Origin of the sequence: Nocardia sp. GCM10030253, from assembly GCF_042675075.1 — a bacterium.
GTDB lineage: Bacteria > Actinomycetota > Actinomycetes > Mycobacteriales > Mycobacteriaceae > Nocardia.
In genome coordinates this window covers 269420-293236 of sequence record NZ_JBHTDL010000003.1, presented here as the reverse complement: position 1 = coordinate 293236, position 23817 = coordinate 269420, and the positions used below count along the sequence as shown (strand labels likewise).

21 protein-coding genes are annotated in these 23817 nt (G+C 66.6%); 12 read left to right on the top strand and 9 right to left on the bottom strand.

Going from position 1 to position 23817, the window contains the following annotated elements:
* The first annotated feature begins 59 nt into the window (after positions 1 to 59).
* Complete coding sequence (locus ACFQZZ_RS03770; RefSeq protein WP_378673875.1) at positions 60 to 1229, top strand: thiolase family protein; 1170 nt, start codon at positions 60 to 62, stop codon at positions 1227 to 1229.
* Between the two features lie 83 nt (positions 1230 to 1312).
* Here ACFQZZ_RS03770 and ACFQZZ_RS03765 read toward each other — a convergent pair whose 3' ends face one another.
* On the bottom strand, positions 1313 to 1636 hold the full coding sequence (locus ACFQZZ_RS03765; protein WP_378673873.1) for a hypothetical protein: 324 nt from the start codon (positions 1634 to 1636) through the stop codon (positions 1313 to 1315).
* A gap of 300 nt (positions 1637 to 1936) precedes the next feature.
* Here ACFQZZ_RS03765 and ACFQZZ_RS03760 point away from each other — a divergent pair, with 300 nt between their 5' ends.
* Complete coding sequence (locus tag ACFQZZ_RS03760) at positions 1937 to 2917, top strand: o-succinylbenzoate synthase (RefSeq protein WP_378673870.1); 981 nt, start codon at positions 1937 to 1939, stop codon at positions 2915 to 2917.
* Between the two features lie 352 nt (positions 2918 to 3269).
* On the opposite strand, the gene ACFQZZ_RS03755 is transcribed toward ACFQZZ_RS03760, so the two are convergent.
* On the bottom strand, positions 3270 to 4736 hold the full coding sequence (locus ACFQZZ_RS03755) for an alpha/beta fold hydrolase (protein ID WP_378673867.1): 1467 nt from the start codon (positions 4734 to 4736) through the stop codon (positions 3270 to 3272).
* A gap of 131 nt (positions 4737 to 4867) precedes the next feature.
* Between ACFQZZ_RS03755 and ACFQZZ_RS03750 the strand changes: the two genes are divergently transcribed.
* Together ACFQZZ_RS03750 and ACFQZZ_RS03745 are read left to right on the top strand one after the other, a co-directional pair.
* Positions 4868 to 5425: a TetR family transcriptional regulator gene (locus tag ACFQZZ_RS03750; RefSeq protein WP_378673864.1), complete on the top strand. Its 558-nt coding sequence runs from the start codon at positions 4868 to 4870 to the stop codon at positions 5423 to 5425.
* A 23-nt stretch (positions 5426 to 5448) separates the two neighbouring features.
* Entirely contained in the window at positions 5449 to 6054 is a 606-nt protein-coding gene (locus ACFQZZ_RS03745) for a DNA-binding response regulator (protein WP_378674084.1), read from the top strand.
* Between the two features lie 8 nt (positions 6055 to 6062).
* On the opposite strand, the gene ACFQZZ_RS03740 is transcribed toward ACFQZZ_RS03745, so the two are convergent.
* From ACFQZZ_RS03740 to ACFQZZ_RS03730, 3 genes are all read right to left on the bottom strand, one after another.
* A complete protein-coding gene (locus ACFQZZ_RS03740) occupies positions 6063 to 7199 on the bottom strand; it encodes a serine hydrolase domain-containing protein (protein ID WP_378673861.1) in 1137 nt (378 codons plus the stop codon).
* Positions 7200 to 7998: 799 nt separating this feature from the next.
* Positions 7999 to 8517, bottom strand: coding sequence for a TIGR04338 family metallohydrolase (locus tag ACFQZZ_RS03735; protein ID WP_378673859.1), 519 nt, complete (start codon positions 8515 to 8517; stop codon positions 7999 to 8001).
* Positions 8514 to 9362 (bottom strand): DUF2786 domain-containing protein, encoded by an 849-nt coding sequence (locus ACFQZZ_RS03730; protein WP_378673856.1) that lies wholly within the window; start codon positions 9360 to 9362, stop codon positions 8514 to 8516. The genes ACFQZZ_RS03735 and ACFQZZ_RS03730 overlap by 4 nt, the downstream gene beginning before the upstream one ends.
* A 192-nt stretch (positions 9363 to 9554) precedes the next feature.
* Between ACFQZZ_RS03730 and ACFQZZ_RS03725 the strand changes: the two genes are divergently transcribed.
* The 6 genes from ACFQZZ_RS03725 to ACFQZZ_RS03700 all read left to right on the top strand — a co-directional run bounded on the left by ACFQZZ_RS03725 (position 9555) and on the right by ACFQZZ_RS03700 (position 16313).
* Positions 9555 to 10856 (top strand): ABC transporter substrate-binding protein, encoded by a 1302-nt coding sequence (locus tag ACFQZZ_RS03725; RefSeq protein ID WP_378673853.1) that lies wholly within the window; start codon positions 9555 to 9557, stop codon positions 10854 to 10856.
* Positions 10857 to 10950: 94 nt separating this feature from the next.
* Positions 10951 to 11925, top strand: coding sequence for a carbohydrate ABC transporter permease (locus tag ACFQZZ_RS03720; protein WP_378674081.1), 975 nt, complete (start codon positions 10951 to 10953; stop codon positions 11923 to 11925).
* Complete coding sequence (locus ACFQZZ_RS03715) at positions 11925 to 12785, top strand: carbohydrate ABC transporter permease (protein WP_378673850.1); 861 nt, start codon at positions 11925 to 11927, stop codon at positions 12783 to 12785. The genes ACFQZZ_RS03720 and ACFQZZ_RS03715 overlap by 1 nt, the downstream gene beginning before the upstream one ends.
* Before the next feature lie 192 nt (positions 12786 to 12977).
* A complete protein-coding gene (locus tag ACFQZZ_RS03710) occupies positions 12978 to 15245 on the top strand; it encodes a transglycosylase domain-containing protein (RefSeq protein WP_378673847.1) in 2268 nt (755 codons plus the stop codon).
* Between the two features lie 174 nt (positions 15246 to 15419).
* Positions 15420 to 15878, top strand: coding sequence for a GyrI-like domain-containing protein (locus tag ACFQZZ_RS03705; protein WP_378673844.1), 459 nt, complete (start codon positions 15420 to 15422; stop codon positions 15876 to 15878).
* Between the two features lie 9 nt (positions 15879 to 15887).
* Complete coding sequence (locus ACFQZZ_RS03700; protein ID WP_378673842.1) at positions 15888 to 16313, top strand: GyrI-like domain-containing protein; 426 nt, start codon at positions 15888 to 15890, stop codon at positions 16311 to 16313.
* Between the two features lie 275 nt (positions 16314 to 16588).
* Here ACFQZZ_RS03700 and ACFQZZ_RS03695 read toward each other — a convergent pair whose 3' ends face one another.
* The 4 genes from ACFQZZ_RS03695 to ACFQZZ_RS03680 form a co-directional block, all read right to left on the bottom strand.
* Complete coding sequence (locus ACFQZZ_RS03695) at positions 16589 to 17680, bottom strand: inositol-3-phosphate synthase (protein WP_378673840.1); 1092 nt, start codon at positions 17678 to 17680, stop codon at positions 16589 to 16591.
* Positions 17673 to 18230, bottom strand: a complete 558-nt coding sequence (locus ACFQZZ_RS03690; RefSeq protein WP_378673837.1) for a PadR family transcriptional regulator — start codon at positions 18228 to 18230, stop codon at positions 17673 to 17675. The genes ACFQZZ_RS03695 and ACFQZZ_RS03690 overlap by 8 nt, the downstream gene beginning before the upstream one ends.
* Positions 18231 to 18357: 127 nt before the next feature.
* Positions 18358 to 19167: a DUF1707 domain-containing protein gene (locus tag ACFQZZ_RS03685; RefSeq protein ID WP_378673834.1), complete on the bottom strand. Its 810-nt coding sequence runs from the start codon at positions 19165 to 19167 to the stop codon at positions 18358 to 18360.
* Between the two features lie 7 nt (positions 19168 to 19174).
* Complete coding sequence (locus ACFQZZ_RS03680) at positions 19175 to 20293, bottom strand: DUF1707 domain-containing protein (protein ID WP_378673831.1); 1119 nt, start codon at positions 20291 to 20293, stop codon at positions 19175 to 19177.
* A 114-nt stretch (positions 20294 to 20407) separates the two neighbouring features.
* Between ACFQZZ_RS03680 and ACFQZZ_RS03675 the strand changes: the two genes are divergently transcribed.
* Both ACFQZZ_RS03675 and ACFQZZ_RS03670 read left to right on the top strand, forming a co-directional pair.
* Positions 20408 to 20824: a DUF5318 domain-containing protein gene (locus ACFQZZ_RS03675; protein ID WP_378673829.1), complete on the top strand. Its 417-nt coding sequence runs from the start codon at positions 20408 to 20410 to the stop codon at positions 20822 to 20824.
* Positions 20825 to 21242: 418 nt separating this feature from the next.
* Positions 21243 to 23705, top strand: a complete 2463-nt coding sequence (locus tag ACFQZZ_RS03670) for a transglycosylase domain-containing protein (RefSeq protein ID WP_378673826.1) — start codon at positions 21243 to 21245, stop codon at positions 23703 to 23705.
* The last annotated feature ends 112 nt before the right edge of the window (positions 23706 to 23817 follow it).

Below are 23817 nucleotides of genomic sequence, written 5' to 3'. Positions count from 1 at the left end.
ACTATAAGCCAATAGAGTCAGGCAAGAGGTGCTCGGCTCGCGGTCCGAAAGGAACCAGCATGAGAGACGCGGTGATCGTCGAGGCGGTACGCACGCCCATCGGCAAGGGCAAGCCGAACGGAGCCCTGCACAACGTCCACGCCGTTGACCTGCTCGCGCACAGCCTGCGCGAGGTGGTGGACCGCAGCGGCATCGATCCGGCGCTCATCGACGACGTGATCGGCGGCATCGTCACCCAGGTCGGCGAGCAGGGCGCCAACATGACCCGCCGGGCGGCGCTGGCCGCGGGCTATCCGGAATCGGTGCCCGCGACCACCGTGGACCGGCAATGTGGCAGCAGCCAGCAGGCCATCCACTTCGCCGCACAGGGCGTCATCTCCGGCGCCTACGACATCGTGGTCGCCGCGGGTGTCGAGTCGATGGGGCGAATTCCCATGGGCGCCAATCTGGTCGGCTCCGAGGACCTGTCCGGCGTCGGCTTCACCGAGCGCTATCCGGAAGGGCTTGTCCCGCAGGGCATCAGTGCCGAGCTGATCGCGGCGAAATGGGGGCTGACCCGCACACAGCTCGATGAATTCGCACTCGCCAGCCACGAGAAGGCGGCGCTCGCAACGAAGAACGGCTTGTTCACCAGAGAACTCGCGCCGATCAACGGGCTGAGCACCGACGAGGGCATCCGTGTCGGCAGCACCCTCGAAACCCTCGGCAAGCTGCGCCCCGCCTACTACGACGAGGCCATGGCCGCCCGCTTCCCCCAGATCGGGTGGGAGATCACCGCGGCGACCGCGAGCCAGGTCAGCGACGGCAGCGCCGCGGTGCTGATCATGACCGGCGAACGCGCCCGCGAGCTCGGCCTCACGCCGCTGGCCCGGCTGCACAGCTTCGCCGTGGCGGGCGACGATCCACTGCTCATGCTCACCGCGGTCATCCCGGCGACCCGAAAGGTGTTGCGGCGCGCCGGTCTCCAGCTCTCGGATATGGACCTGATCGAAATCAACGAGGCATTCTCCCCCGTCGTCCTGGCTTGGGCCAACGACACCGGCGCCGACCTGAACAAGGTGAACGTCAACGGCGGCGCCATCGCCATCGGCCACCCGCTCGGCGCCTCCGGCGCCCGGCTGATGACCACCCTGGTCCACGCCATGCAGGACCGCGGCGCCCGCTATGGCCTGCAAACCATGTGCGAGGCAGGCGGATTGGCCAACGCCACCATCCTCGAACGGCTCTGATATCGAACGCTCCGATACCCGAAGACGACCGTCCGAGACGAACGATGCCCGTCGCACCGACCCGGTGCGGCGGGCATGGCCGTTCAACCGGAGACGACGATCGCGACCAGGAAACCGGCGACCCACGATCCGACCAGCAGCGGCACCGCGACGAGCGGCATCCAACCGATCGGCCCGCGTGCCCGCAGCGCCGCCAGCATGAGCATCGCCGGGTATGCCAGCGACATGACGATCCCGAGCCAGGCGACGCCGTAGGCCACCGGCAGCCGTCGCGTTTCGCCCGCATCCGCCGCGAGTTCGTACAGCGGCAGGAAAGAGGCGATCGCCCAGGCGAATCCGATGCTGATCAGCGAACCGATCACGGCGCGTACAAGATCCAGCAACCAGTACTGTCGAACGTAGGCCATACCCAAGCATGACCTGTGCCGAACGACCGCAATTGCGCCACATCCTCGCCCATATCGCAGAACCACATTTCAAAGGAGACACAAACGGGTGCACCCGCGCGGACGTACGTGCAGTGGGCCGCTGATCATGCCGCCGACTTCCGCTGACTACGCGGCGCTCCGAACAACCAGAAGCTCGGCGGGATAGATCGCGAGCCGAGTCACCACGGTGCGGCGTACTCCGCGGTTAACCAGCCGAGTTCTGCCGTCGTGCCGCCGAGGCCACAACCGATAGTCGGCCCCGCCCGTAGGGTGGCGATCGTGATCACCGCCGACAACGACGCCATCACCGAGACCATCGTGTATGCCATTCCGCTGCGGACCCGCTTCCGCGGCATCACGGTGCGCGAGGGGATGCTGCTGCGTGGGCCGCTCGGCTGGGGCGAGTTCTGCCCGTTCCCCGAGTACGACGATCGGGAAGCGGCAGGCTGGCTGGCCACCGCGATGGAACAGGCGACGACGGGCTGGCCGGAACCGGTGCGGGAACTGATCCCGATCAATTGCACCGTCCCAGCTGTCGATCCAGAGCGCGCGCACGACATCGTCGCCGGGTCCGGGTGCCGCACCGCCAAGGTCAAGGTCGCCGATCATCCCGAATCGCTCGCCGAAGACCTCGCCCGGGTTGCGGCGGTGCGGGCCGCGCTCGGGCCGGACGGTGCGATCCGGGTGGACGCCAACGCGGTATGGGATGTCGAGACCGCGGTCGCCAACATCACCCGGATCGACCGGGCCGCAGGCGGTTTGGAGTATGTCGAACAGCCGTGCCGGACCATCGAGGAATTGGCGGCGGTGCGCCGCCGGGTCGATGTGCGCATCGCCGCCGACGAATCCATCCGCCGCGCGGAGGATCCACTGCGGGTCGCCGTCGCGGGCGCAGCCGATATCGCGGTCCTCAAGTGCACCCCGCTGGGTGGTGTCCGGCGCGCGCTGCAGGTCGCCGCGGCCGCGGGCCTGCCGTGCGTGGTGTCCTCGGCGCTGGAAACCAGCGTCGGCCTCGCCGCCCAACTCGCACTCGCCGGGGCATTGCCCGAGCTCGACTACGCCTGCGGGCTCGGCACGATCTCGCTGTTCGAGGGTGATGTGGTCGCCGAATCACTGCGCCCGGTCGACGGATTCCTATCCGTGCCGCGCACCCCACCCCAACCGGACCCCGCCTTGCTCGAGCTCTATCGACATTCCGATCCAGAGCGAGTCACCTGGTGGCACAACCGCTTCGACCGAGTGCGGGAGCTGCTGTCCTGAGGCTGTGGATCCGGCCGCACCGAAGCGTGTGAGTGAGCGCTATTGCGCCGGATGCAACATTCGGCGCAATAGCGAAAGGCGCTGCGACCCAGTTCAGCCCGATCGACGGACCGGCCTGATGCGAGCAACGCGGGCTGCGACCTGCAATGAATCGTCCACTTCTAGACAAGACTCAACTTTTGTTGCGTTTGATGCAACACCATGGGGACCCGCCGAAAGTCGACGACTGCCGAGTAGATCTGCCGCAACCCAGCCAGTGATCGGCCCGAGCTGTCGATATACCAGGGGCAAACTCCCAGGCTGACACTCGCACACTCGAACGGCCAGATGAGACCTACGGATCCACGCTGGGTCAGCTCGTTTCGCAGGTGACGTCGCCCTCCGGCAGGACGCCATCGGCGAGGTAGGCGTTCACAGCGGCCGTCGGGCACGGCACCTTCCCGAATACGCCGTGGATGCGCTGGTCCGGCGCGGTGATCAGCCGGGATCCGGTCATCGTGCGGTGCAGCGCGACGCCGGATTCATACACTGTGCGGGTGTCGCCGGTGGCTTGCAGGATCAGCGCGGGCGACGCGTTGCGCACGAGGGTGGGCGCTTCGATCGGGTCGGCCCAGAACGCGCACGGGCGGATGTTGTTCACGAACGGGCCGAAGACCGGCTGGGTCGATCGGCTGGCTTCGATGGCGTTCCAGTACTCGAGCGGGTCACGCGGGGCCGGGATGTCGTTGCACATGATCGCCCAGGTCTGGGAGTCGTCCGGCTGACCGGCGAGCAGGCCCCTGAGCTTTTCGTCGAGTTCGGCGCTCGGTTGCACCGGCCGGCCGTCGGCGGCGTCGGTGAGCTGACGCATCTGGGCCGCCAGCACGCCGTACGTTTTCGGATTCGCCACCAGATCGAAAATGAGCGCGGGCAGCACCTCGTCGTCGACCTGATGCGCGCCGATCCGGATCGGCTGCCGGTTCGCCCGGTCGATCAGCGCCGCCACGGCGGCGCGCACCCGGCCGCGGTCGGCGCCGAGCCGATATTCGCCGTCCCGCTCGGCGGTCCACTCGGCCCAGGCGTCCAGTGCCGCCTCGTTGGCCGGGCCCATATCCCGCAGCATGGTGATGCCGTAGCGCCGCGGGTCGACCGCGCTGTCGAGCACCATGCGGTCGCTGCGTTCGGGAAACATCTGGATGAATACCGCGCCGAGGTAGGTGCCGTAGGAACCGCCGAAGTAGTTGATCCGCTGTTCGCCGAGCGCGGCGCGGATCACGTCCATGTCCCGCGCGGTGTTGCGGGTGGTGAAATGCGGCAGTGCGTCACCGGTGGCGTTGCGGCAGCGTTGTGCCAAGTCGGCTTGGGTGGCAACGGATTCGGCATAGTCGGGGGCGTCGGCGCCCGCGGAGCGCAAGCCCGCGACGGGCCAGTGGCAAGCGATCGGGGTTGATCGGCCGACACCGCGGGGGTCCATGCCGATCAGGTCGTACCGGGCGAGCACATCGGGCGTGAAGTCCGGCCGGAGAAACAGCTGCATGTCGAGTCCCGGTCCGCCCGGCCCGCCGGGGTTGGACAGCATGATCCCCCGGCGGCGGGACGGATCGGTGGCGGCGAGCCGGGAGATCGCCACGGTGATGGTGCGGCCCTGCGGGTCGGCATAGTCCAGGGGCACCGTGACATCGGCGCACTGGGCGCCCGCGTCATCCAGATCGGCTGTGCCGCATGGCTTCCAGTCCAAGGCCTGGTCGTAGAACCGACTCAGCCCCGAGTCCCCGGCAGCGGCCGAACCCGGAGCCAGCATCGATGCGGCCAAGGCAGCGCTCACGATGGCGCGACGCATGGTGGACCCTCTTTCGTAATTCGATTATTATCGTAATAGGATTATCACAAGCCGGGATGTGCCCGGCTGCCGAACGAGCGGAGAAGTGGATGCGCCGAGACGAGGCGCGACAGCGCAACCGGGAGTCGCTGATGGACGCGGCCGTCGCTGAAATCGCGGCGAAGGGCTATCAGGCCGCACGGTTGGAGGACATCGCAGCCAGGGCGGATCTGACCACCGGCGCGATCTACTCCATCTTCGGGAGCAAGCGCGGCCTGCTGCTGGCGGCCAGTCGGCGCGTGATCGAGGAGCAGGTGGAAGCCGTTGCGGCGCTGGCTGATCCCGAACTCTCCTTGACCGGCATCCTCGACGGGCTGGCCGGGTTCACCCACCGGATCGCCACCGCGGAACTGAGCGGCATGCAGGTCGCGTTCCAGTTGGAAGCGCTGGCGGTCGCGTTCCGCGAGCCGGAGTTGATGGCAGCGATCACGCAGGCCCAGGACCTCACCGAGGCGATGACGGACCTGCTGACCGGACGGCGCATCGACGCGTCCGGCGCCACGACGACAGCGGAACAGGCCGAGCGCCTGCGGCCCGCGGTCGAGAGCCTGATGAGCGGGATGTCCCAGCAGGTGGCGCTCGGTGTTGCCGAGGTGAGCGTGGAGTACATCGCCGAATCGATGCGTGCGCTAATCGCGCTGATCGTCTGATGGCCGCCGATCCCGAAAGGCGCCTGCGCGTCGTGATCACCGCGGCCGACGCCCTGCTGCGGGAAGGACTGGCCGCACTGTTGATCGCGCACGGCTTCGAGGTGACCGCGGTCTGCGACAGCGCCGATCTCCTGGCCGTCGCCGACCGCCCGGACGTGATGATCACCGATGACGGACTGTGTGCGGCGGTGCGTGCCAGACAGCGGCATCCCGGGCTGCCGGTGCTGGTGCTGTCCTCCGGTATCGGCAACGTCGACGGGGTCGGTGAACTGCTCGCCGACCGCAGCGGCGGTGTCGGCTGCCTGCGCCGGGAGCGGGTGGGCGCGGTCGCGGAGTTCCTCGACACACTGCGCTGGGTCGCGGGCGGCGCGACGGTTTTCGACCCCGGGGTGATCGCCGCGATCCTGAGCAGCCGCCGTGACCCCCTGGTCGGTTTGACCGCCCGGGAGCGAGAAGTCCTGGCGCTCATGGCCGAAGGCCACAACAATGCCGCCATCGCCGACCGGCTCGTGGTCAGCGAAGCGGCCGTGCACAAACATATTCGAGCCATCTTCGCCAAGCTCGACCTGACCGGCGAGGACCGCGGGCACCGCCGCGTGCAGGCGGTGCTGGCTTACTTGAACGCCTGACATCTGGGCTACTTCGCGCAGAGCGCGGCGTCGCGGGCGACACCCATGGCAGTCATCGCCTGCTCCGAGGGCGGCATGTAGTTGGCGATCAGCGTCACCGCGCGGCCGTCAGCCGTGACGCCACCGATCGTCCCGAAACCGGGGGCGCCGCCGCCATGTCCCCAGAATTCCGATCCGCACGAGGTCTCGTAGCGGAACAACCCGAGACCGATCCCCCGCAGGCCCGGTAGCGGGAGATCGCTCGGTACGGTGCTCTTCATTTCCGCGAGACGATGCGGGGGAAGCAGCCGTCCGGCCAGCAGCGCGATGAAGAAACGGTTGAGGTCCGCACCGGTGGAGACCAGCGCCCCGTCGGCTCCCCCGACCCCGTAGTCATCCAGTTCCGTTACGTCCGTGAGCTTTCCATCGACGATGTCATAACCGTACATATGCGGTGCCCGAAGGGTCGATTCGCCGGGCTCGGGATAATAGGTCGAGGTGAGACCAAGCGGTTCGATGATCCGCTTGCTGATCTCGGTCCCGATCGACTGCCCACTGACCCGCTCGACCACCAGGCCCGCCAACAGATAACCGGTGTTCGAGTACGCCGTCTGCGTCCCGGGCTCACCCAGCGGAACATTCGCCCGCAGCGTCTCCCGGACCACCTGCTCGGCGTCGAATGGCTGGCGATACCGGTTACCGATACTCTTCGCAATCTTCTCCGGGTCGATGTAATTCGGCAGTCCACCGGTGTGCTGCAACAGGTTTCGCACGGTGATCCGATTGCCGTCATACCCATTTCCCGCGATCACTCCCGGCAGATATCGCTCGACCGGAACGTCGAGCCCGACCTCGCCTTCCTCGACAAGTTGCAAGATGACCGTGGCAACGAAGGTCTTGGTATTGCTTGCGATACGGAGGTACGCGTCCTCGGAGATCAGCCCGCCGGTCGCGACGTTCCCGACCCCGGCGGTGTGGAAGGTGTGCTTACCGTCCGCGGTGACGACCACCTGAACACCTGGAACCCGCTCCTGCAGAATGCGATCCATCGCCTGCGTGAACTCGGCCGACGGCATGGACTCGGCATCATCGGAACGACCGCACGCTGCTGTGGTCGTGAGAAGCGCTGCGACAAAGGCGAGTACGAACGACTGTCGAGGGTGCATGGATGCAACGCTATTGCCGACGAGCGCGGCAAGCGATCCCGCCAGCACCCGAATATCGGGTAGCGCAGACGCTACCCGTCGAGGCGTCGATGGTATAGCCAGACCCCGATCACTGCGCTGTCATGGCGATCCCCGCCGCCCGGTACTCGGGTTCCACATCGATCGCCGAGGCCCGCAGCAGGGCAGCGAATCCGGTGTTGATAGTCGTCGAGCGCCCTCGCGGTGACCATCGACTGGCCCCAATCCGTGCAATGTTGCCCATCGCCGGTTGCCATCCAGAACTATAGCCAAGTGGGCCGGGACCGTAGCCGGTCGTTGCGCGGGCACCGAGGTAGCCGGTCGTTGCGCGGGCACCTCTGCCGGTTGGACGCACGGAAGGAACGAATGGCGGTTGCGAAGAGTGCATGATTTGTCATCTCGGAACGTCACATAAGGGTGTACGTCGCGTTGAAAATTGGAACGGATCTTCGAGACCGCGCCGGAGCGATGTCTTTTCGAGGAATGACCCCAGGTGGGCGCACAGCAAGATGAGTTTTGCGTGGGCAGCGCCTCAGCCGGTCCTCGGCATAACGCGGCTGATCAGGGGCTATCACCGTCGACGTTGGGGTCTTGGCATCGATGGTGGCGAACGCGGGAACTCCGGCCCCACGCAACTTCTCGCCCCAGGCGAGCACCCCTAGCCCGAGGCGACAGAAGCCGGATCGCCGGCCCCCTTGTCGTCGGATTCGCAAGACATAACCTCAGGATGTGCCCGCCCCTCCACCGGTCGAGCGGCGAAACTCGACGGTGCGCCGCCCGGTCAGGCCGATCCCAGCCGCACACCGCAACCCAGCATCGTCGCCCGCAATACCAGCGCCGCTTCCGGTCCGATGACACCGTCGACCAGGTCGAGATAGCGGCTGCAGAATTCCGGGCCGTGCGGCGCCACCGCTGCGGGCAGCGGCTCCAGGTGATGGGTGAGCTCGTGCAGCACAACGAGTTCGCGCAGCGCCCATGCGGTACCGCCGCTGTGCAGCGGCACCGCGAGTACCGCGTCTTCGACTTCATAGTGCGCGGCGGTCGTTCCGGCCCGCGACCGGACGCGCACCCGCACCGCGGCCCGATCCCACTGTGTACGAACCCAATTGAGGTCTAGCACCTTGTCCGCGTAGGTCTGCACCGAATCGACCGAGGCGAAGCGGCGCTCGATCGGCAGGGTGAGGTGCGATCCGTAGAGCTCGACCGTGCGATTGCCGTGCTCGTCCGCCCGGTCGAACACTCCGCGTACCAGCTGTTCAGCGTCATATACCTGGGCGCGCTGGCTGTCTCGCGGACTCATGACGATGCGCCGTTGCCTCGGGTCAGCTGCCCTCGGGCAGCGTCGAGTTCGGGCGATGTGCCGAGCCGGGCCGCCCGACCCGCCCGATCGCCCGCACGCCGGGCCTCCGCCGAATGACCGGCCGAGGCCTGTGGGCCACGCCAGGTGCCGCGCGCCTCGGAGGTTTGCGAGTAGAAGTCGGTGAGTTCGATTTCCTTGTTACGCAGGGCCAACGCGGTGCCCGCCGCCGAGGAGTCCGGCACGATCTCGGCCTCGACCTCCGCTTTCACCGAGGCAAGCCGGCGCCCGATCCGCGCGGCGAAGGCCATCTGAAAGTTCAGCCTGGCCGTCACCGGCGCGACCGGGGCTTGCACTCGGCGCTGAACCCGGCGCCCCCAACGCTTTTCGGTGACAATCTTCTCAACGGTGGCGGCTCGATACTGCCCGGATTTGATGTATTGATCCGACGCCCGCACCATCTGCACGAGCAGGCTGGCGTACAAGGCCTCGCAGGTATCGATATCGGAATCGAATCCGTAGGCGTAGACCTGAGTCGAGGTCCGCGCAACATCACAGCGCACGTCGTTGGCTGCCGCGATCGCGACGAACAGTTGCACGTACGTGCGCAGCCCCTTCTTGCGGGGCTCGCCGATCGGGATGATCCGCTGCACCGGCGTCGGCCTGCGTTCACGCCCCGCCACATGCGACCGAGCCACCGTCAGGTCGATCGAGGACTTGGTCGCCAGCCGTTGCGCGGCGGCGAGGAACGCCTCGGCCTCGTGTTCGTTATCGGTGGATTCGGCCTTGCGCAGCAGCCCACCGATCCGGGTGAGCATCCGGTCGGGAACCGCATTCGGCGAAGTCATCGCCCGCAAGCGTAATAGGCATTTCCAGACGTAGTACGACCGCGGACCCGCACTCCGACGCGCGCGGGCCCGGCGGTCGTGGAACCGGACAAACGGCAGGCGTATTCCGGCGTCTCACATGAACACCATGTATCTTGCGTTGTGCACCACTGGTGTGCTGCTGCTCACGTCTCGACCCTTGGAGTGTTCGCGATGGCTTTGAAGAAGGTGTCGTCCCTACGTACGTCGCTCGTGCCCCGAGCGGCGCTGGCTGCCGCCTCCGTGGCGCTGCTGACGGCAACGTTCACGGCCTCGTGCTCCAGCGACAGCGGGGGCAACCCGACCGGCCAGAACCTGACTGGTCGCGGCCCGATCACCTACGTCGAGGGCAAGGACACCACCGAGACCGGCGCGGTCAAGCAATTGATCGAGCGCTGGAACGCCTCGCATCCCGACGAGCAGGTGACGTTCAAGGAGCAGTCGAACGACGCGTCGCAGCAGTACGACGACCTCGTCGAGCACATGCGCTCCAAGCAGTCCAACTACGACGTCTTCGCCATGGACGTGCCGTGGACCGCCGAGTTCGCCGCGAAGGGCTGGATCCAGCCGCTGAAGGACTCCTTCGCCATCGACACCTCCGCGCTGCTCTCGCCGCCGGTCGCCAGCGCCACCTATAACAACGTCCTCTACGCAGCGCCCCGCAACACCAACGGTGGCCTGCTGTTCTACCGCAAGGACCTGGTGCCCAACCCGCCCAAGACCTGGACCGAAATGCTGGCCCAGTGTCCGATCGCCAAGCAGAACAACATCGGTTGCTACGCAGGCCAGTTCGCACCGTACGAGGGCCTGACGGTGAACAGCGCCGAAGTGATCAATGGCTTCGGCGGCACCTTCGTCGGCGCCGACGGCAAGACCCCGACGGTGAACACCCCGCAGGCCCGCGCCGGACTGAAGCAGCTGGTGGACGCCTACAAGAGCGGCGATATCCCCAAGGAAGCCATCACTTTCAAGGAGCCGGAGAGCGGCGCCGCCTTCACCCAGGGCAAGCTGATGTTCGTGCGCGCCTGGCCGTCCACCTTCGGTGACGCGGGCTCCGAATCCTCAGCCGTGAAGGACAAGTTCGCGGTCGCGCCGCTGCCGGGTGAGAACGGCGTCGGCGCCTCTACCCTCGGCGGCTACAACGCGGCCATCAGCGCGTTCTCCAAGAACAAGGCCACCGCGCTCGACTTCCTGCGCTTCCTGATCAGCGAGGACGCACAGCACATCGTCGCCTCCGGCGCGCTGCCCTCGGTACGCGCGTCGATGTACGACGATCCGGCGTTGATCGCGAAGATGCCGTACCTGCCCGCCCTCAAGGACTCGATCGCCAGCGCGGTGCCCCGCCCGGTGACTCCGTTCTATCCGGCGGTGTCGAAGGCAATCCAGGACAACGCCTACGCGGCATTGACAGGAAACAAGTCCGTCGACGACGCGATCATCGGTATGCAGAAGGGCATCGAGACAGCCGGTTCGTAGCAGGTATTTCGCGCCGGACCATCAAGCCCTGTAGGAGAGAGAAACGGTGTCGGATCCTTCGGGAACGGCCACCCGCGTGTCGAGCGACGGCGTTCTGCCGCCCAAACGCGGATTCGGTGGAACATTGGCTTTGCAACTGCGAAGTTCCGGTAAGGCGTGGCTATTCGTCACGCCGGTGCTGATAACACTCGCCGTCGTCGTCGGCTACCCGGTATTCCGGGCGATCTACATGTCGTTCCAGAAAGATGCGGGGCTTGACCCGGCGACCGGCATGTTCGTCGAGGGCGGCAGCGCCGGGTTCTCGAACTACACGCACTGGCTGCTACAGCAGTGTCAGGCCGGCGGCGAGACGGTGTCCTGCCCCACCGGCAACCTCGGCTCGCAGTTCTGGCTGGCCATCGGTGTGACGCTGTTCTTCACGGTGATCACCGTGACCCTCGAGGCGGCACTCGGCCTCGGCATGGCCATGGTGATGGGCAAGACCTTCCGTGGGCGGGCCTTGCTGCGGGCCGCGGTGCTCATTCCGTGGGCGATCCCGACCGCGGTCACAGCGCGGCTGTGGGAGTTCATGTTCCAGTACGACGGGGTGGTGAACCGGCTGCTCGGCACGCACATCCTGTGGACCTCCGAGGCCTGGCCCGCGCGGTTCGCGGTGATCGCCGCCGACGTATGGAAGACCACGCCGTTCATGGCACTACTGCTGCTCGCCGGACTGCAGGTGATCCCGGCCGACGTGTACGAGGCCGCCAAGGTCGACGGAGCCTCGGCCTGGCAGCGCTTCACCCAGATCACCCTGCCGCTGCTCAAGCCCGCGTTGCTGGTCGCGGTGCTGTTCCGCACGATGGACGGGCTGCGCCTGTACGACCTGCCCGCGATCATGACGCTGGGCAACCCGGCCACCCGCCCGATTTCGGCGCTGGTGGTCGAGCAGGTTCGGCAAGGCCCGAATAGTGCGGCCGCGTTGTCGACGATCACCTTCCTGTTGATCTTCGCGGTGGCGTTCTTGTTGGTGAAGGTCTTGGGCGCCAATGCCGTTCGGACCCAGGAAGAACAGCGGGAGGCGCACTGATGGCCACCACGACCACCACGACCCCGTGGACCAAGCGGCTCGGTACGGTACGGCTGTACCTCGGTGCGCTGATCGTGCTGCTGTGGGGGCTCGGTCCGTTCTACTGGATGGCCGTCACGGCGTTCCGGGACCCGGACTACACCTTCGACAACACCCCGTGGCCCACCCACGTCACGTTCGAGAACTTCCGCAACGCCTTCGACACCAGCCGCGGAAACGATTTCGGTAAGGCGCTGCTCAACAGCGTGGTCATCGGTGCGGCCACCACGGTATTCGCCCTGGTGCTCGGCGTGATGGCCGCCTACGCGCTGGCCCGGCTCACTTTCAAGGGCAAGTACCTGGTGTCGGGACTGATCCTGAGCGCTTCGATGTTCCCGGTGGTCGTGCTGGTCACGCCGCTGTTCCAGCTGTTCACCAATCTGGGCTGGATCGGCGAGTACCAGGCGATGATCATCCCGAACATCTCGTTCGTGCTGCCGATGACCGTCTACATCCTCGCGTCGTTCTTCGCGGAGCTGCCGTGGGAGCTCGAAGAAGCCGCGCGCATCGACGGAGCAACCAAGTTGCAGGCATTCCGGCTCGTCATGCTGCCGCTGGCCGCACCCGCGGTATTCACCACCGCCATCCTCGCGTTCATCGCCGCGGTCAACGAATACCTTTTGGCGCGACTGCTTTCCAGCGACAAGACCGAACCGGTGACCGTCGCGATCGCGCGCTTCTCCGGAAACAATCCCCTCGTGCAGCCCTACGCCGCCATCATGGCCGCGGGCACGATGGTCACCATCCCGCTGGTCATCATGGTGCTGCTGTTCCAGCGTCGCATCATCTCCGGCCTCACCGCGGGCGGCGTCAAGAGCTGACCAGCGCCTCTGCGGTCCTTTCCTTCGCGTAGCCTCGGCCAAAGCCGGGGCTACGCGGTGTATCCCGGCTTCTGCCGGGGCGACGGTGATACGATCCTGGGTCACTTCGACGCGGTAGATTCGAGCCCGTCGAAAGACGCGGTTTCCGATCGTTGTCCGTGCAGGTGAGTTTTACCGACGCTCCGGGAGGAGATGATCGTGAGCTCGTTCGGCAAGCGGCGAGAACGCGGTAATCCTCGGCGCGCGCGGGGCACACCGTCGGCCGCACCCTATGCCTCCGTCGCCGGATGGAACGAGCGGAAGACCACTCCCGCGGATCGCAAAAGGTCCACCCGACCTGCGAGACCACGCCGCGCGGCCACGCCGACCAAGCCCGCGCCCACCACTGCCGATCGGCCGCAACGCACCCGCGGCGAACGACTCCGGCGGCTGCTGCTCGCACTGTTCATCATTTTCGTCGCCGTGCCGTCGACGCTCAGCGTGCTCGTCTACTGGAGCGCCGAGATCCCCGATCCGACGTCGGTGCAGACCAATCAGATCGCCACCATCCTCGCCTCGGACGGCACCACCGTTATCGCCAAGGTTGTTCCCCCAGAAGGGAATCGGACCCCGATACCGCTGAGCGACGTACCGAAATCGTTGCGCGACGCGGTGCTCTCGGCCGAAGACCGCAACTTCTACACCAACCCCGGATACTCGACCTCCGGATTCCTGCGAGCAGCCCGTGACAACCTGTTCGGGCGCGGGGACGCGGGCGGCGGCTCCACCATCACCCAGCAGTATGTGAAGAACGCCTTCCTCGGCTCCGAACGCACCCTCACCAGGAAGATGCGCGAGCTGGTCATCGCGGCGAAGATGGCGCGGCAGTGGAGCAAGGACGACATCCTCGCCGCCTACCTCAACACCATCTATTACGGCCGCGGCGCCTACGGCATCGCGGAGGCGGCGAAAGCCTATTTCGACAAGCCGGTGCCACAGCTGACCCTGGCTGAGGGCGCGGTGCTGGCCGCGGTCATTCGCACCCCCTCGATCCTGGACCCGGAAACCCATCTCACCGAGCTGAAAGCACGCTGGAAGTACGTGCTGGACGGCATGGTGGAGATGGAGGTGCTCGCGCCCGGCGATCGCGACGCGACGGTATTCCCGCCGATCGTCCCGATCTCCGAGATTCCCGACGAGAACGTGGCCCGCGGCCCGGAGGGTCTGATCCGCGCGCAGGTGTTGCGCGAGCTGCGCTCCTCCGGGATCGGCGAGCGGGAGCTGAATACCGGCGCGCTGCAGATCACCAGCACCATTGATGCGCGGGCCCAGCAGTCCGCGCTCGGCGCGGTGCACGACCGGCTCGATCCGCAGCCGCCCGAGCTGCGCAGCGCGGTGGTCTCGATCGACCCACGCTCCGGGGCGGTGCGCGCCTACTACGGCGGCAGCAACGGAGTCGGCTACGACTTCGCGCAGGCGCCGCTGCAGACCGGATCGGCGTTCAAGGTGTTCGCGGTGATCGCCGCGCAGCAACAGAGCATTCCGCTCTCGCGCATGCTCGACAGTTCCCCGGTGACCGATCGCGGCACCAAGATCACCAATGTGGACGGCGAATCGTGCGGCAGGTGCACCATGGCCGAGGCGTTGAAGCGGTCGCTGAATACCAGCTTCTACCGGCTGACGATGACAATGTTCGACGGACCGCAAGCCATCGCGGACGCGGCCCATCAGGCGGGCATCCCAGAGGAGATCCCCGGTGTTGCCGGCAAGACGCTCGCAGAGGAGGACGGACGGCCGCTGAACGGAATCGTGTTGGGGCAGTATCTGGTTCGCCCCATCGATATGGCCTCTGCCTATGCGACGATCGCCAATTCCGGTGTCTACCACCAGCCGTACTTCGTGCAGCGGGTGGTGACCGGCGACGGCCGGGTGCTGCTGGATCGCGGTGCGCCCGAACACCAGGTCGGCAAGCAGCAGCCGCCAGGACAGCAGCGCATTCCGCGCGCGATCGCCGAGAGCACCATCCAGGCGATGACACCGATCGCGGCGTATTCGAACGGCCACAATCTGGCCGGTGGCCGCCCCTCGGCCGCCAAGACCGGCACCACCCAGCTCAACGACACGAAGTCGAACAAGGACGCGTGGACGATCGGCTTCACCCCGTCCATGTCGACAGCGGTGTGGATCGGTACCGAACAGTCCGAGCCGATCCGGACCGCACGCGGATCCGACATCTACGGCTCCGGACTGCCCGCCGACATCTGGAAGCAGATGATGGACGGCGCGCTCGAAGACACCCCCATCGAGCAATTCCCGGCGGCAGGCGGCCAGGAGGCCGGCAAGCCATCGGGCGGTAGCTACGACATCCTGAACCCGCCGAAGAGTCCCGCACAGAGCCCGGCCATCGTGATTCCACCCGCGCCGCAGGAACCCAAACAGGTGGAGATTTTCCCAGGATTGAGCATCCCGGTACCGGGATGATGTCGAATCTGCGCCCACGCTCCCACCGGGAACGGATGACGTGGCAGCATCGTTTGCCAGAGTGAGAGCAAAACGGCCCGGGAACCGAACTGGGTCGGCACCGATGCCGCGCAACCCATGCGGAAGGATATGCGCTCGAGCGACGACGAAAGACTAGACATAGGGGCTACGCCGGTGGATTTCAATGTCGTTGACCGTCCCGAGACGCTGGTGGCGGGAACAGTGCTTCGCAGCCCGGCGCTCGCGGTCGAGGGGCCGCGTCGCACGAAGGTCGAAGAGGCGTGGAAGCGCAATCTGGCTCGCTCGCTGCCCGGGCCGCCGACGACCGCGTATGTCGACCACGCGCCCGAGATCAACTCGTATCTGACCCACATCGTCGGCTACCGCTGCCGCACCCTCGCCGACCTGCTGCCCGGTGATGTGCTCGCACGAGTGCCCGCGGGCCGGTTCGCCCGATTCACGGCGAGCGGGGACAACCTCGGGGACACCATCGTGTCGATCTGGCGCGCGGTGTGGGATGCGGAGGCCGCCGGTCGATTCGTGCGCGCCTATACCGGCGATTCGGAGCACTATCCGGACGCCAGGACGGTCGAGGTCTTCGTGGCACTGGCAGACGATCAGGTCGACGAGTAGGAACGGGCTGTGGACTTCGAGATAGTCACATTGGATGAGAGCCTGGTCGCCGGGCTCACCGTGCCGCTGGCCGGCCGCGAGGTGACCGCACGCGACCTGGACCTGGTGAACTTCACCTGGGACAGGTACCTGGCACGGGAGAAGAACGTGCCGCGCGTCGCCGCCTATATCGGCCAGAACGATCATGCGGTTGCCGTGCTCGGCTACGAGGTGGCCGCGATGGAGGAGATGGACGCGGGTGACGTGGTGACCCGGCTACCCCAGGGCCGCTACGCGAAGTTCGTTGTCTCCGATAAGCCTTACGACCTGCTACGCACCGCGTGGGCCCAGGTACGCAAGGCCGAGAACGCGGGAACCATCACCCGCTCGCACACCGCCGAGATCGAGCGCTACACCGGCCCGGCCTCCGTCGAGGTCTACGTCTCGCTGGATTGAGCTGTGTTTTTTGGCGGCGCCTTCGGCGCCGCGTGTTCGCGGCCCCCTTGGTCTCGCGTCCGAGCGGCCGAGACTCGCGCCTTCGGCGCATGCGCTTCGGCCACTCGGACGCGAGACGGGCCGCGAACTCTAATGCTCGATCTCGCTTCGCTCGAAAGGCATCATCGTGCCGAGTGGGGGCGACAGAGGGCCCGGCACCACAAATTGCTTTGTGGTGCCGGGCCCTATCCATCTTCGCGATCGCCCACATCCGCGCGGCCCAAGGGGGCGTTAGATCACTCAGCTCCGATGATGAAGGCCTCGAGCTGGGTGCGGGCGACGTCGTCGGCCAGCTGCTTCGGCGGGGACTTCATGAGGTACGCCGAGGCCGGGATGACCGGTCCGCCGATGCCGCGGTCGAGGGCGATCTTGGCGGCGCGCACGGCGTCGATGATGATGCCCGCGGAGTTGGGCGAGTCCCACACCTCGAGCTTGTACTCCAGGTTCAGCGGCACGTCACCGAAGGCGCGGCCCTCGAGCCGGACGTAGGCCCACTTGCGGTCGTCGAGCCAGCCGACGTGATCGGACGGGCCGATGTGCACGTCGTTGGCGCCCAGTTCCTTCTTCAGGTTGCTGGTGACGGCCTGGGTCTTGGAGATCTTCTTCGACTCGAGACGCTCACGCTCGAGCATGTTCTTGAAGTCCATGTTGCCGCCGACGTTCAGCTGCATGGTGCGGTCGAGTTGCACACCGCGGTCTTCGAACAGCTTGGCCATCACGCGGTGGGTGATGGTCGCGCCGACCTGGCTCTTGATGTCGTCACCGACGATCGGAATACCGGCATCGGTGAACTTGGCGGCCCACTCCGGATCCGAGGCGATGAACACCGGCAGCGCGTTGACGAAGGCGACACCCGCGTCGATGGCGCACTGGGCGTAGAACTTGTCGGCCTGCTCGGAGCCCACCGGCAGGTAGGACACCAGAACGTCGACCTTGTTGTCCTTCAGCACCTTGACCACGTCGGCCGGCTCGGCTTCGGACAGCTCGATGGTCTCGGCGTAGTACTTGCCGATGCCGTCGAGGGTCGGGCCGCGCTGTACGACGACGTCGCTGGGCGGCACATCGGAGATCTTGATGGTGTTGTTCTCGCTGGCGAAGATCGCCTCGGACAGATCGAAGCCGACCTTCTTGGCGTCGACGTCGAAGGCAGCGACGAACTTGACGTCGCGGACGTGGTACTTGCCGAACTTGACGTGCATGAGGCCAGGCACGGTGGCGGTTTCGTCGGCGTCCTTGTAGTACTGCACGCCCTGGACCAAAGAAGAAGCGCAGTTACCCACGCCCACGATGGCCACGCGAACTGTGTCAGCCTGGTTCGTTTCAGTCATGGCCGATGTTTCCCTCTTTCTGTGGTGCCGCATTCGTCGATTGCTCCGCTGCAATCAACTCGTTGAGCCAGCGCACTTCGCGCTCGCTTGATTCCAGACCGAGTTGGTGGAGCTGACGGGTGTAGCGATCCAGCGACCCGCTGGCTTTTTTGATCGCCTCCCGCAGTCCCTCTCGGCGCTCCTCGACCTGCCGCCGCCTGCCCTCCAGAATCCGCATCCGCGCTTCCGCGGGGGTGCGACTGAAAAACGCCAGGTGGACGCCGAAGCCGTCGTCGGTGTAGTTCTGCGGTCCGGTGTCGGCGAGCAGTTCGGTGAACCGCTCCCGCCCGGCCGGTGTCAGCTGATAGACCCGCCGCGCACGGCGCATGGCAACGCCTGCGACGTTCTCCTCCGCGATCAGCCCGTCGGTCTGCATTCGGCGCAGCGTCGGGTAGAGCGACCCGTAGGAGAAGGCCCGAAACGGCCCGAGCAAACCGGTCAGCCGCTTGCGCAGCTCGTACCCGTGCATGGGCGATTCGAGGAGCAGCCCGAGGATTGCCAGCTCGAGCATCGGGCTTCACCTCCCTGACTTGTGTACAGACCTAACCGATGGATGCGACTTTCCACTATATCGGAGCGATATAACCAGGGATAGTCTCAACCAATAGTCGAGAGGTTTGCACAGTGACAGAGGGGTGTCAGCGACTGGGTAGGGAGACCCGCAGTGGCTCCCCGGCGAAGGTGGCGGTCAGGTAGCCGGAGCTACTCGCCTGGTTCGCCAGGTGGATCTCGACGACGGGGCCGAGATCGATCGAACTGCTGGAAGCCAACTCCAGGCTGACGTGACTCACCACGCCATCGGGCAGCTTCACCGTCTGCGGCGCACCGGCCAGCAGCCCGGCGATGGCACGCAGGTCCATGGTGGCGAGGTCGACGGTGCGGACATCGGGTTTGCGCCCGTTGGAGGTGGTCGGCTCCCGAAAACTTCCGTTGTAGTAGTAGCTGGCGGTGACGGTTGGGTTGTCCGCCGCCTGCCGCTTGAAGAGCACATACCCCGGGTACGCCGTGACCTCGTCGGCCTTTGTATCCCCGAACTCGGCACGATATTCGTCGATGAAGTACGCGAGACCCGCGCCCGTGGTGAGCACCGGCACGTGCTCGTTCGATCCGAACAGCCCGGACGAGTCCGTGGCACAGCGCGTGATGCCGCCTACCGCGGCACCGATCACCGCGGCCACGATGACGACCGCCACCGGTGCGAGCCAGCGCCGAGGACGACGACGATCGACCCGAATCACCGGAGCGTCGACCAGGTTGTCGGGAATCTGCAGATCGGCGACAATGTCGTCCAACTCGCCGAAAGACTTGGCCCGCATTGCCTTTGCGGCACGGACAGCGTGTTCGTCAACGCTGAGTTGGCCGTCGGACAATGCCGTGTCGAGCAGGCCGCAGACATCCGCCCGGTCCGTGTCACGGGCCCGGATTCCGCTGTAGCGCGTCGTTGCCATTATTCGGTCACCCCTCGAACGGCCACGCGCGAGCAACCTCGCCCGCCGGATTCAGCACCATATGACCGGACTCTTTGAACGAGTTGCTCACATAGATCGCGACGAACGGCTTGTCCTTGGCGATCCCGTAATTGCTGTAGGAGCCGGAGTCGTTGACCTCGACACCCAGATGCGAGACGACCCCGTTCGACACCCGGAGCGTGGCGGCCGCGCCGGCAAGCGCTGCCGAGATCGCCGGGACGCTCAGGTCGGCCAAGTCGGCGGCGGGTTGGTCGGCCTTACGGCTGGTGACGTCGCCACTCTGCACGAATCCACCGCGGTAGTCGTAGGAGACGACGCGATTGGGCCGGCCGGGCACCGGGCGCGACAGGCGGGCATAGCCGTCGTACAGGGTCAGTTCGTCGACCTGCAGATCGCCGAATTTCTCGCGATACTTCCGCAGGAACAGCGTAAGCCCCTCGCGGGTAAGCAGATTGGGCATCGCTACCACCACCGGCTGCACCGAACCCAGGTCCGGCATTGGCGCGGCGACGGGCGCGATGGGGCGTGACTCGGTCTCCGAAGCACGACTGGTCAGCGCGAATGCGATAACGGCCGCGCAGACGGCCGCCAGCGCGACGGCCGCCGGATACCACTGCCGACGATTCGAGTGTGGCGGTTGCGGCAGCGCCGCCGCGTCGGCCGGTCGCTGCAGATCGTCGACGAGTCCGGCCAGGTCGCCCAGCGTCTCGGCCCCTGCCGCCAGTTCGGTGAGGGTCTCGTGTTCTTCCTCGGTGAGCTGGCCGTCGCGGCGACCACTGTCCAACAGCTCGACGGTGGTGGCGCGATCAGCGTCGCGGGCGCGAGTGTGACGCGGATAACCATCCGCGGATCTGCGGCGACGCAACAGATTTCGCGGCTGGGCAGGCTGGGACGCAACGAGATCCCGTACGGCCGTAGGCGCTTGCAGATCGCCGACGACTCGCTCCAGCTCGCCGAGCGTCTTCGCCGCCGTGACCTGCGCCGTTCGGTCGTGATACTCGTCGGCGCCGAGCTGCCCTTCGGCATAAGCGGCATCCAGCACGCCGCAGGTATTCGCGCGGTCGAGGTCACGCGCTCGCGTGCGCCCGGATGCTGCTGTGGACACAGACGAATAGTAGTCGGCCCGACCGGTCATCGCCCCTGATCGGACCCTGTTACTGTGCCGGCAATCCCGCACAGCCCGGCGCGGACCATTTGCAACACCGCTACTCTGGTTCTCGTGCGAACTCAGCGGCAGGTGGTCGACTATGCGCTCCGGCGCCGATCGCTGCTCGCTGACGTCTATGCGGGCCGTGTCGATGTCGCCGAGGTATGTGATGCGAATACCTACCTGCTGCGCGCGGCGAAGTTCCACGGTCGGGGGAGCGAGGTCACATGCCCTATCTGCCGGAAAGAACAGCTCACGCTCGTATCCTGGATCTACGGCGACGGCGTCGGAGCGATGGCGGGTTCGGCTCGAACACCAGAGGAACTGATACGCCTCGCCGAGACTCGCGAAGAGTTCTCGGTCCATGTCGTCGAGGTATGCCGGAGCTGCAGCTGGAATCATCTGGTGCAGTCCTACGTGCTCGGTACCGCTCCGGCGCCAACGCGCCGTCGCACAGGTACCCGGGCCAACCGGCGCGCTGCCGAATAATGTGCCTGGTCATCTGCCCGTCGGATGACACGCGGAGCCTGCACGCGTCCGCCGCGGTGATCACGACCGCACCGAGCCCCGAAGACCGTTACGAGTTATGGAGATCTTGTCAGTGAATTCGCCCTACGAGACTTCCCCCTACGGCGATGAACCGCACGGCGGCCGTACTCAGCGAAGTTCACAACCTCCCTACCCGAATCAGCGTCCAGCCGGTCCCCCACCCGGCGGTGCCCGGCCCGGCCCGCCGCCAGGCGGGCCGCGACCGCAGCCTCCGGGCCCGTACCCGGGTGAGCTGCGCGGCCCGCAGCCGCCACGCCGCCAGGGACCGCCCCCGCAGCGCCCGCCGCAGGGTCGTCCCCAGCCCCCAGGCGCGCCCAATCCGGTCCAGCCCACCCAGAAGATCCAGCGGCCGGGTTCATTGACCGAGGCGGTGGCCGAGCGCAATCGTCGCTCCACGGCACCGGCCGGGACCCGACCGGCCACCGGACCGCGTCCCGCCATCGATCGGCCGGCTCGTACCGACGGTGCGCGAAGCGCCGGGCCCGGTACGGGACCTCGGCCCCGTACCGCGGGCGCGCCGCCGTCCGGACCGCCGCCGCGCCGCCATGGCGGCGGTGACGGTGGATCCGATGGACCGGGCAAGCGCGGTCCTGGCGCGAAGAAAAAGTCGCCGTGGCGGATCGTGCGCCGGGTGCTCTATGTCTGCTTGGCACTGGCCATCGTGGTGCCGAGTGCCGTCTTCCTGGTCGCGTACACGACCGTCTCGGTGCCGCAGCCCGGCGATCTGCGCACCAACCAGGTCGCGACGATCTTGGCCGCCGACGGCAACACGGTGCTCAGCAAGGTCGTTCCGCCGGAGGGCAACCGCACCGACGTGACCATCGAGCAGATTCCGCCGCATGTGCGCAACGCGGTGATCGCCGCCGAGGACCGGGATTTCTACACCAACCCCGGCTTCTCCATCTCCGGCTTCGCGCGTGCCGCACGGGACAACATCCTCGGCAAGGAAAGCGCGGGCGGTGGCTCGACGATCACCCAGCAGTACGTGAAGAACGCGCTGGTCGGTGACGAACGCTCGCTGACCCGAAAGATGCACGAGCTGGTCATCTCGGCGAAGATGGCGCGGCAGTGGAGCAAGGACGAAATCCTCGCCGCCTACTTGAACACCATCTACTTCGGCCGCGGTGCGTACGGCATCGACGCAGCGGCCAAGGCCTACTTCGGCAAGCCGGTACAGGAACTGACGGCGGCCGAGGGTGCGGTGCTCGCCGCCACCATTCAGCAGCCGTCCGGCTTGGACCCCGAGAAGAATCCGGAGGGCGCGAAGACCCGCTGGAATTACGTGCTCGACGGCATGGTCTCCGGCGGCAACCTCAAGGCCGACGAGCGCCAAGGCATGCAGTTCCCGCAGGTGGTGCCGTTGTCGACGACCAAAGACAAGACCCTGGACACCGGGCCGGAGGGTCTGATCAAGACGCAGGTGCTCAAGGAGCTGTCCACCGCGGGCATCAGCGAGCAGGAGCTGAACACCGCTGGGCTGTCGATCACCACCACGATCGATCCGAAGGCGCAGCAGGCCGCCGTCGATGCGGCGACCAAGAAAATGCAGGGTGAACCGGACCAGCTGCGGACCGCGGTGGTATCGGTGGATCCGCGCACCGGTGCCGTGCGCGCCTACTACGGCGGCAGCGACGGCCAGGGCTACGACTTCGCCAACGCTGGCCTGCAGACCGGGTCCTCGTTCAAGGTCTTCGGTCTCGCGGAAAACCTCGAGCTCGGCATCCCGCTGTCGCAGATGTACGACAGCGCGCCGCTGACCGTCAACGGCATCAAGATCACCAATGTCGAGGGCGAGCAGTGCGGCATGTGCACCATTGCCGAGGCACTGAAGCGGTCGCTCAACACCAGCTTCTACCGCATGCAGCTAGACATGCAGAACGGCCCGAACAAGATCGCCGACATGGCGCACAAGCTCGGCATCCCGGAGACCATCCCCGGCGTCGGCAAGACCCTGACCGAGCCGGACGGCTCCGGCCCGAACAACGGCATCGTGCTCGGCCAGTACCAGGCGCGGGTGCTCGACATGGCCTCGGCCTACGCGACTCTGGCCGCGTCAGGTACCTACCACGCGCCGCACTTCGTGCAGAAGGTCGTGACCGCCGACGGTCAGGTCCTGCTCGACCGCGGTGACGTCGCAGGCGAACGGCGCGTCTCGGAAGCCGTAGCCGACAACGTGACCGCCGCGATGAAGCCGATCGCGGCCTGGTCGCGCAACCACAACCTGTCCGGCGGCCGCGAGTCCGCGTCCAAGACCGGCACCGCGCAGCTGCTCGACACCGGCGAGAACAAGGACACCTGGATGGTCGGCTACACCCCGTCGCTGTCGACAGCGGTCTGGGTGGGCAGTGTCGACAACACCCCGCTGCGCAATTACAGCGGCGGCATGATCTACGGCTCCGGCCTGCCGTCCGACATCTGGAAGGCCACCATGGACGGTGCCCTGCAGGGCACCCCCAACGAGACCTTCCCGAAGCCAGCCCCGATCAAGGGCCAGGCCGGCGTGCCGGAGTGGAGCGCGCCCTACACCGCGCCATCGATCAGCGAGGCGCCGTTCCTGCCGCCCGTCGTGGTCGTACCGAGCCAGGTGGAGATCCTGCCCGGCATCACCATTCCGGTGCCCGGCGTGCAGCCGCAGCCGCAGCAGCGCCCGCAGCAGCAACAACAGGAGACCGGACCGGGACCGCTGCCCGGGCAGCCGGTGGCGCCTGCCGACGGCTCGGCACCGACGGTCACCGGTGCACCACGCCCCAACGGCAACGGCAACGGCAACTCGGGTGAGGGACAGTCGGGTAACGGGACACAGCCGACGCGTAGCCGGTAGTTCGGTCCGCGACCGGCAGTACGTATAGGACGGTGGCGAACAGGTTCGTGCCCCTTGGGGGTCGGCCTGTCGCTCCGGCCGACGTGGTTCGGCACCGACCAGTCACGGCGAC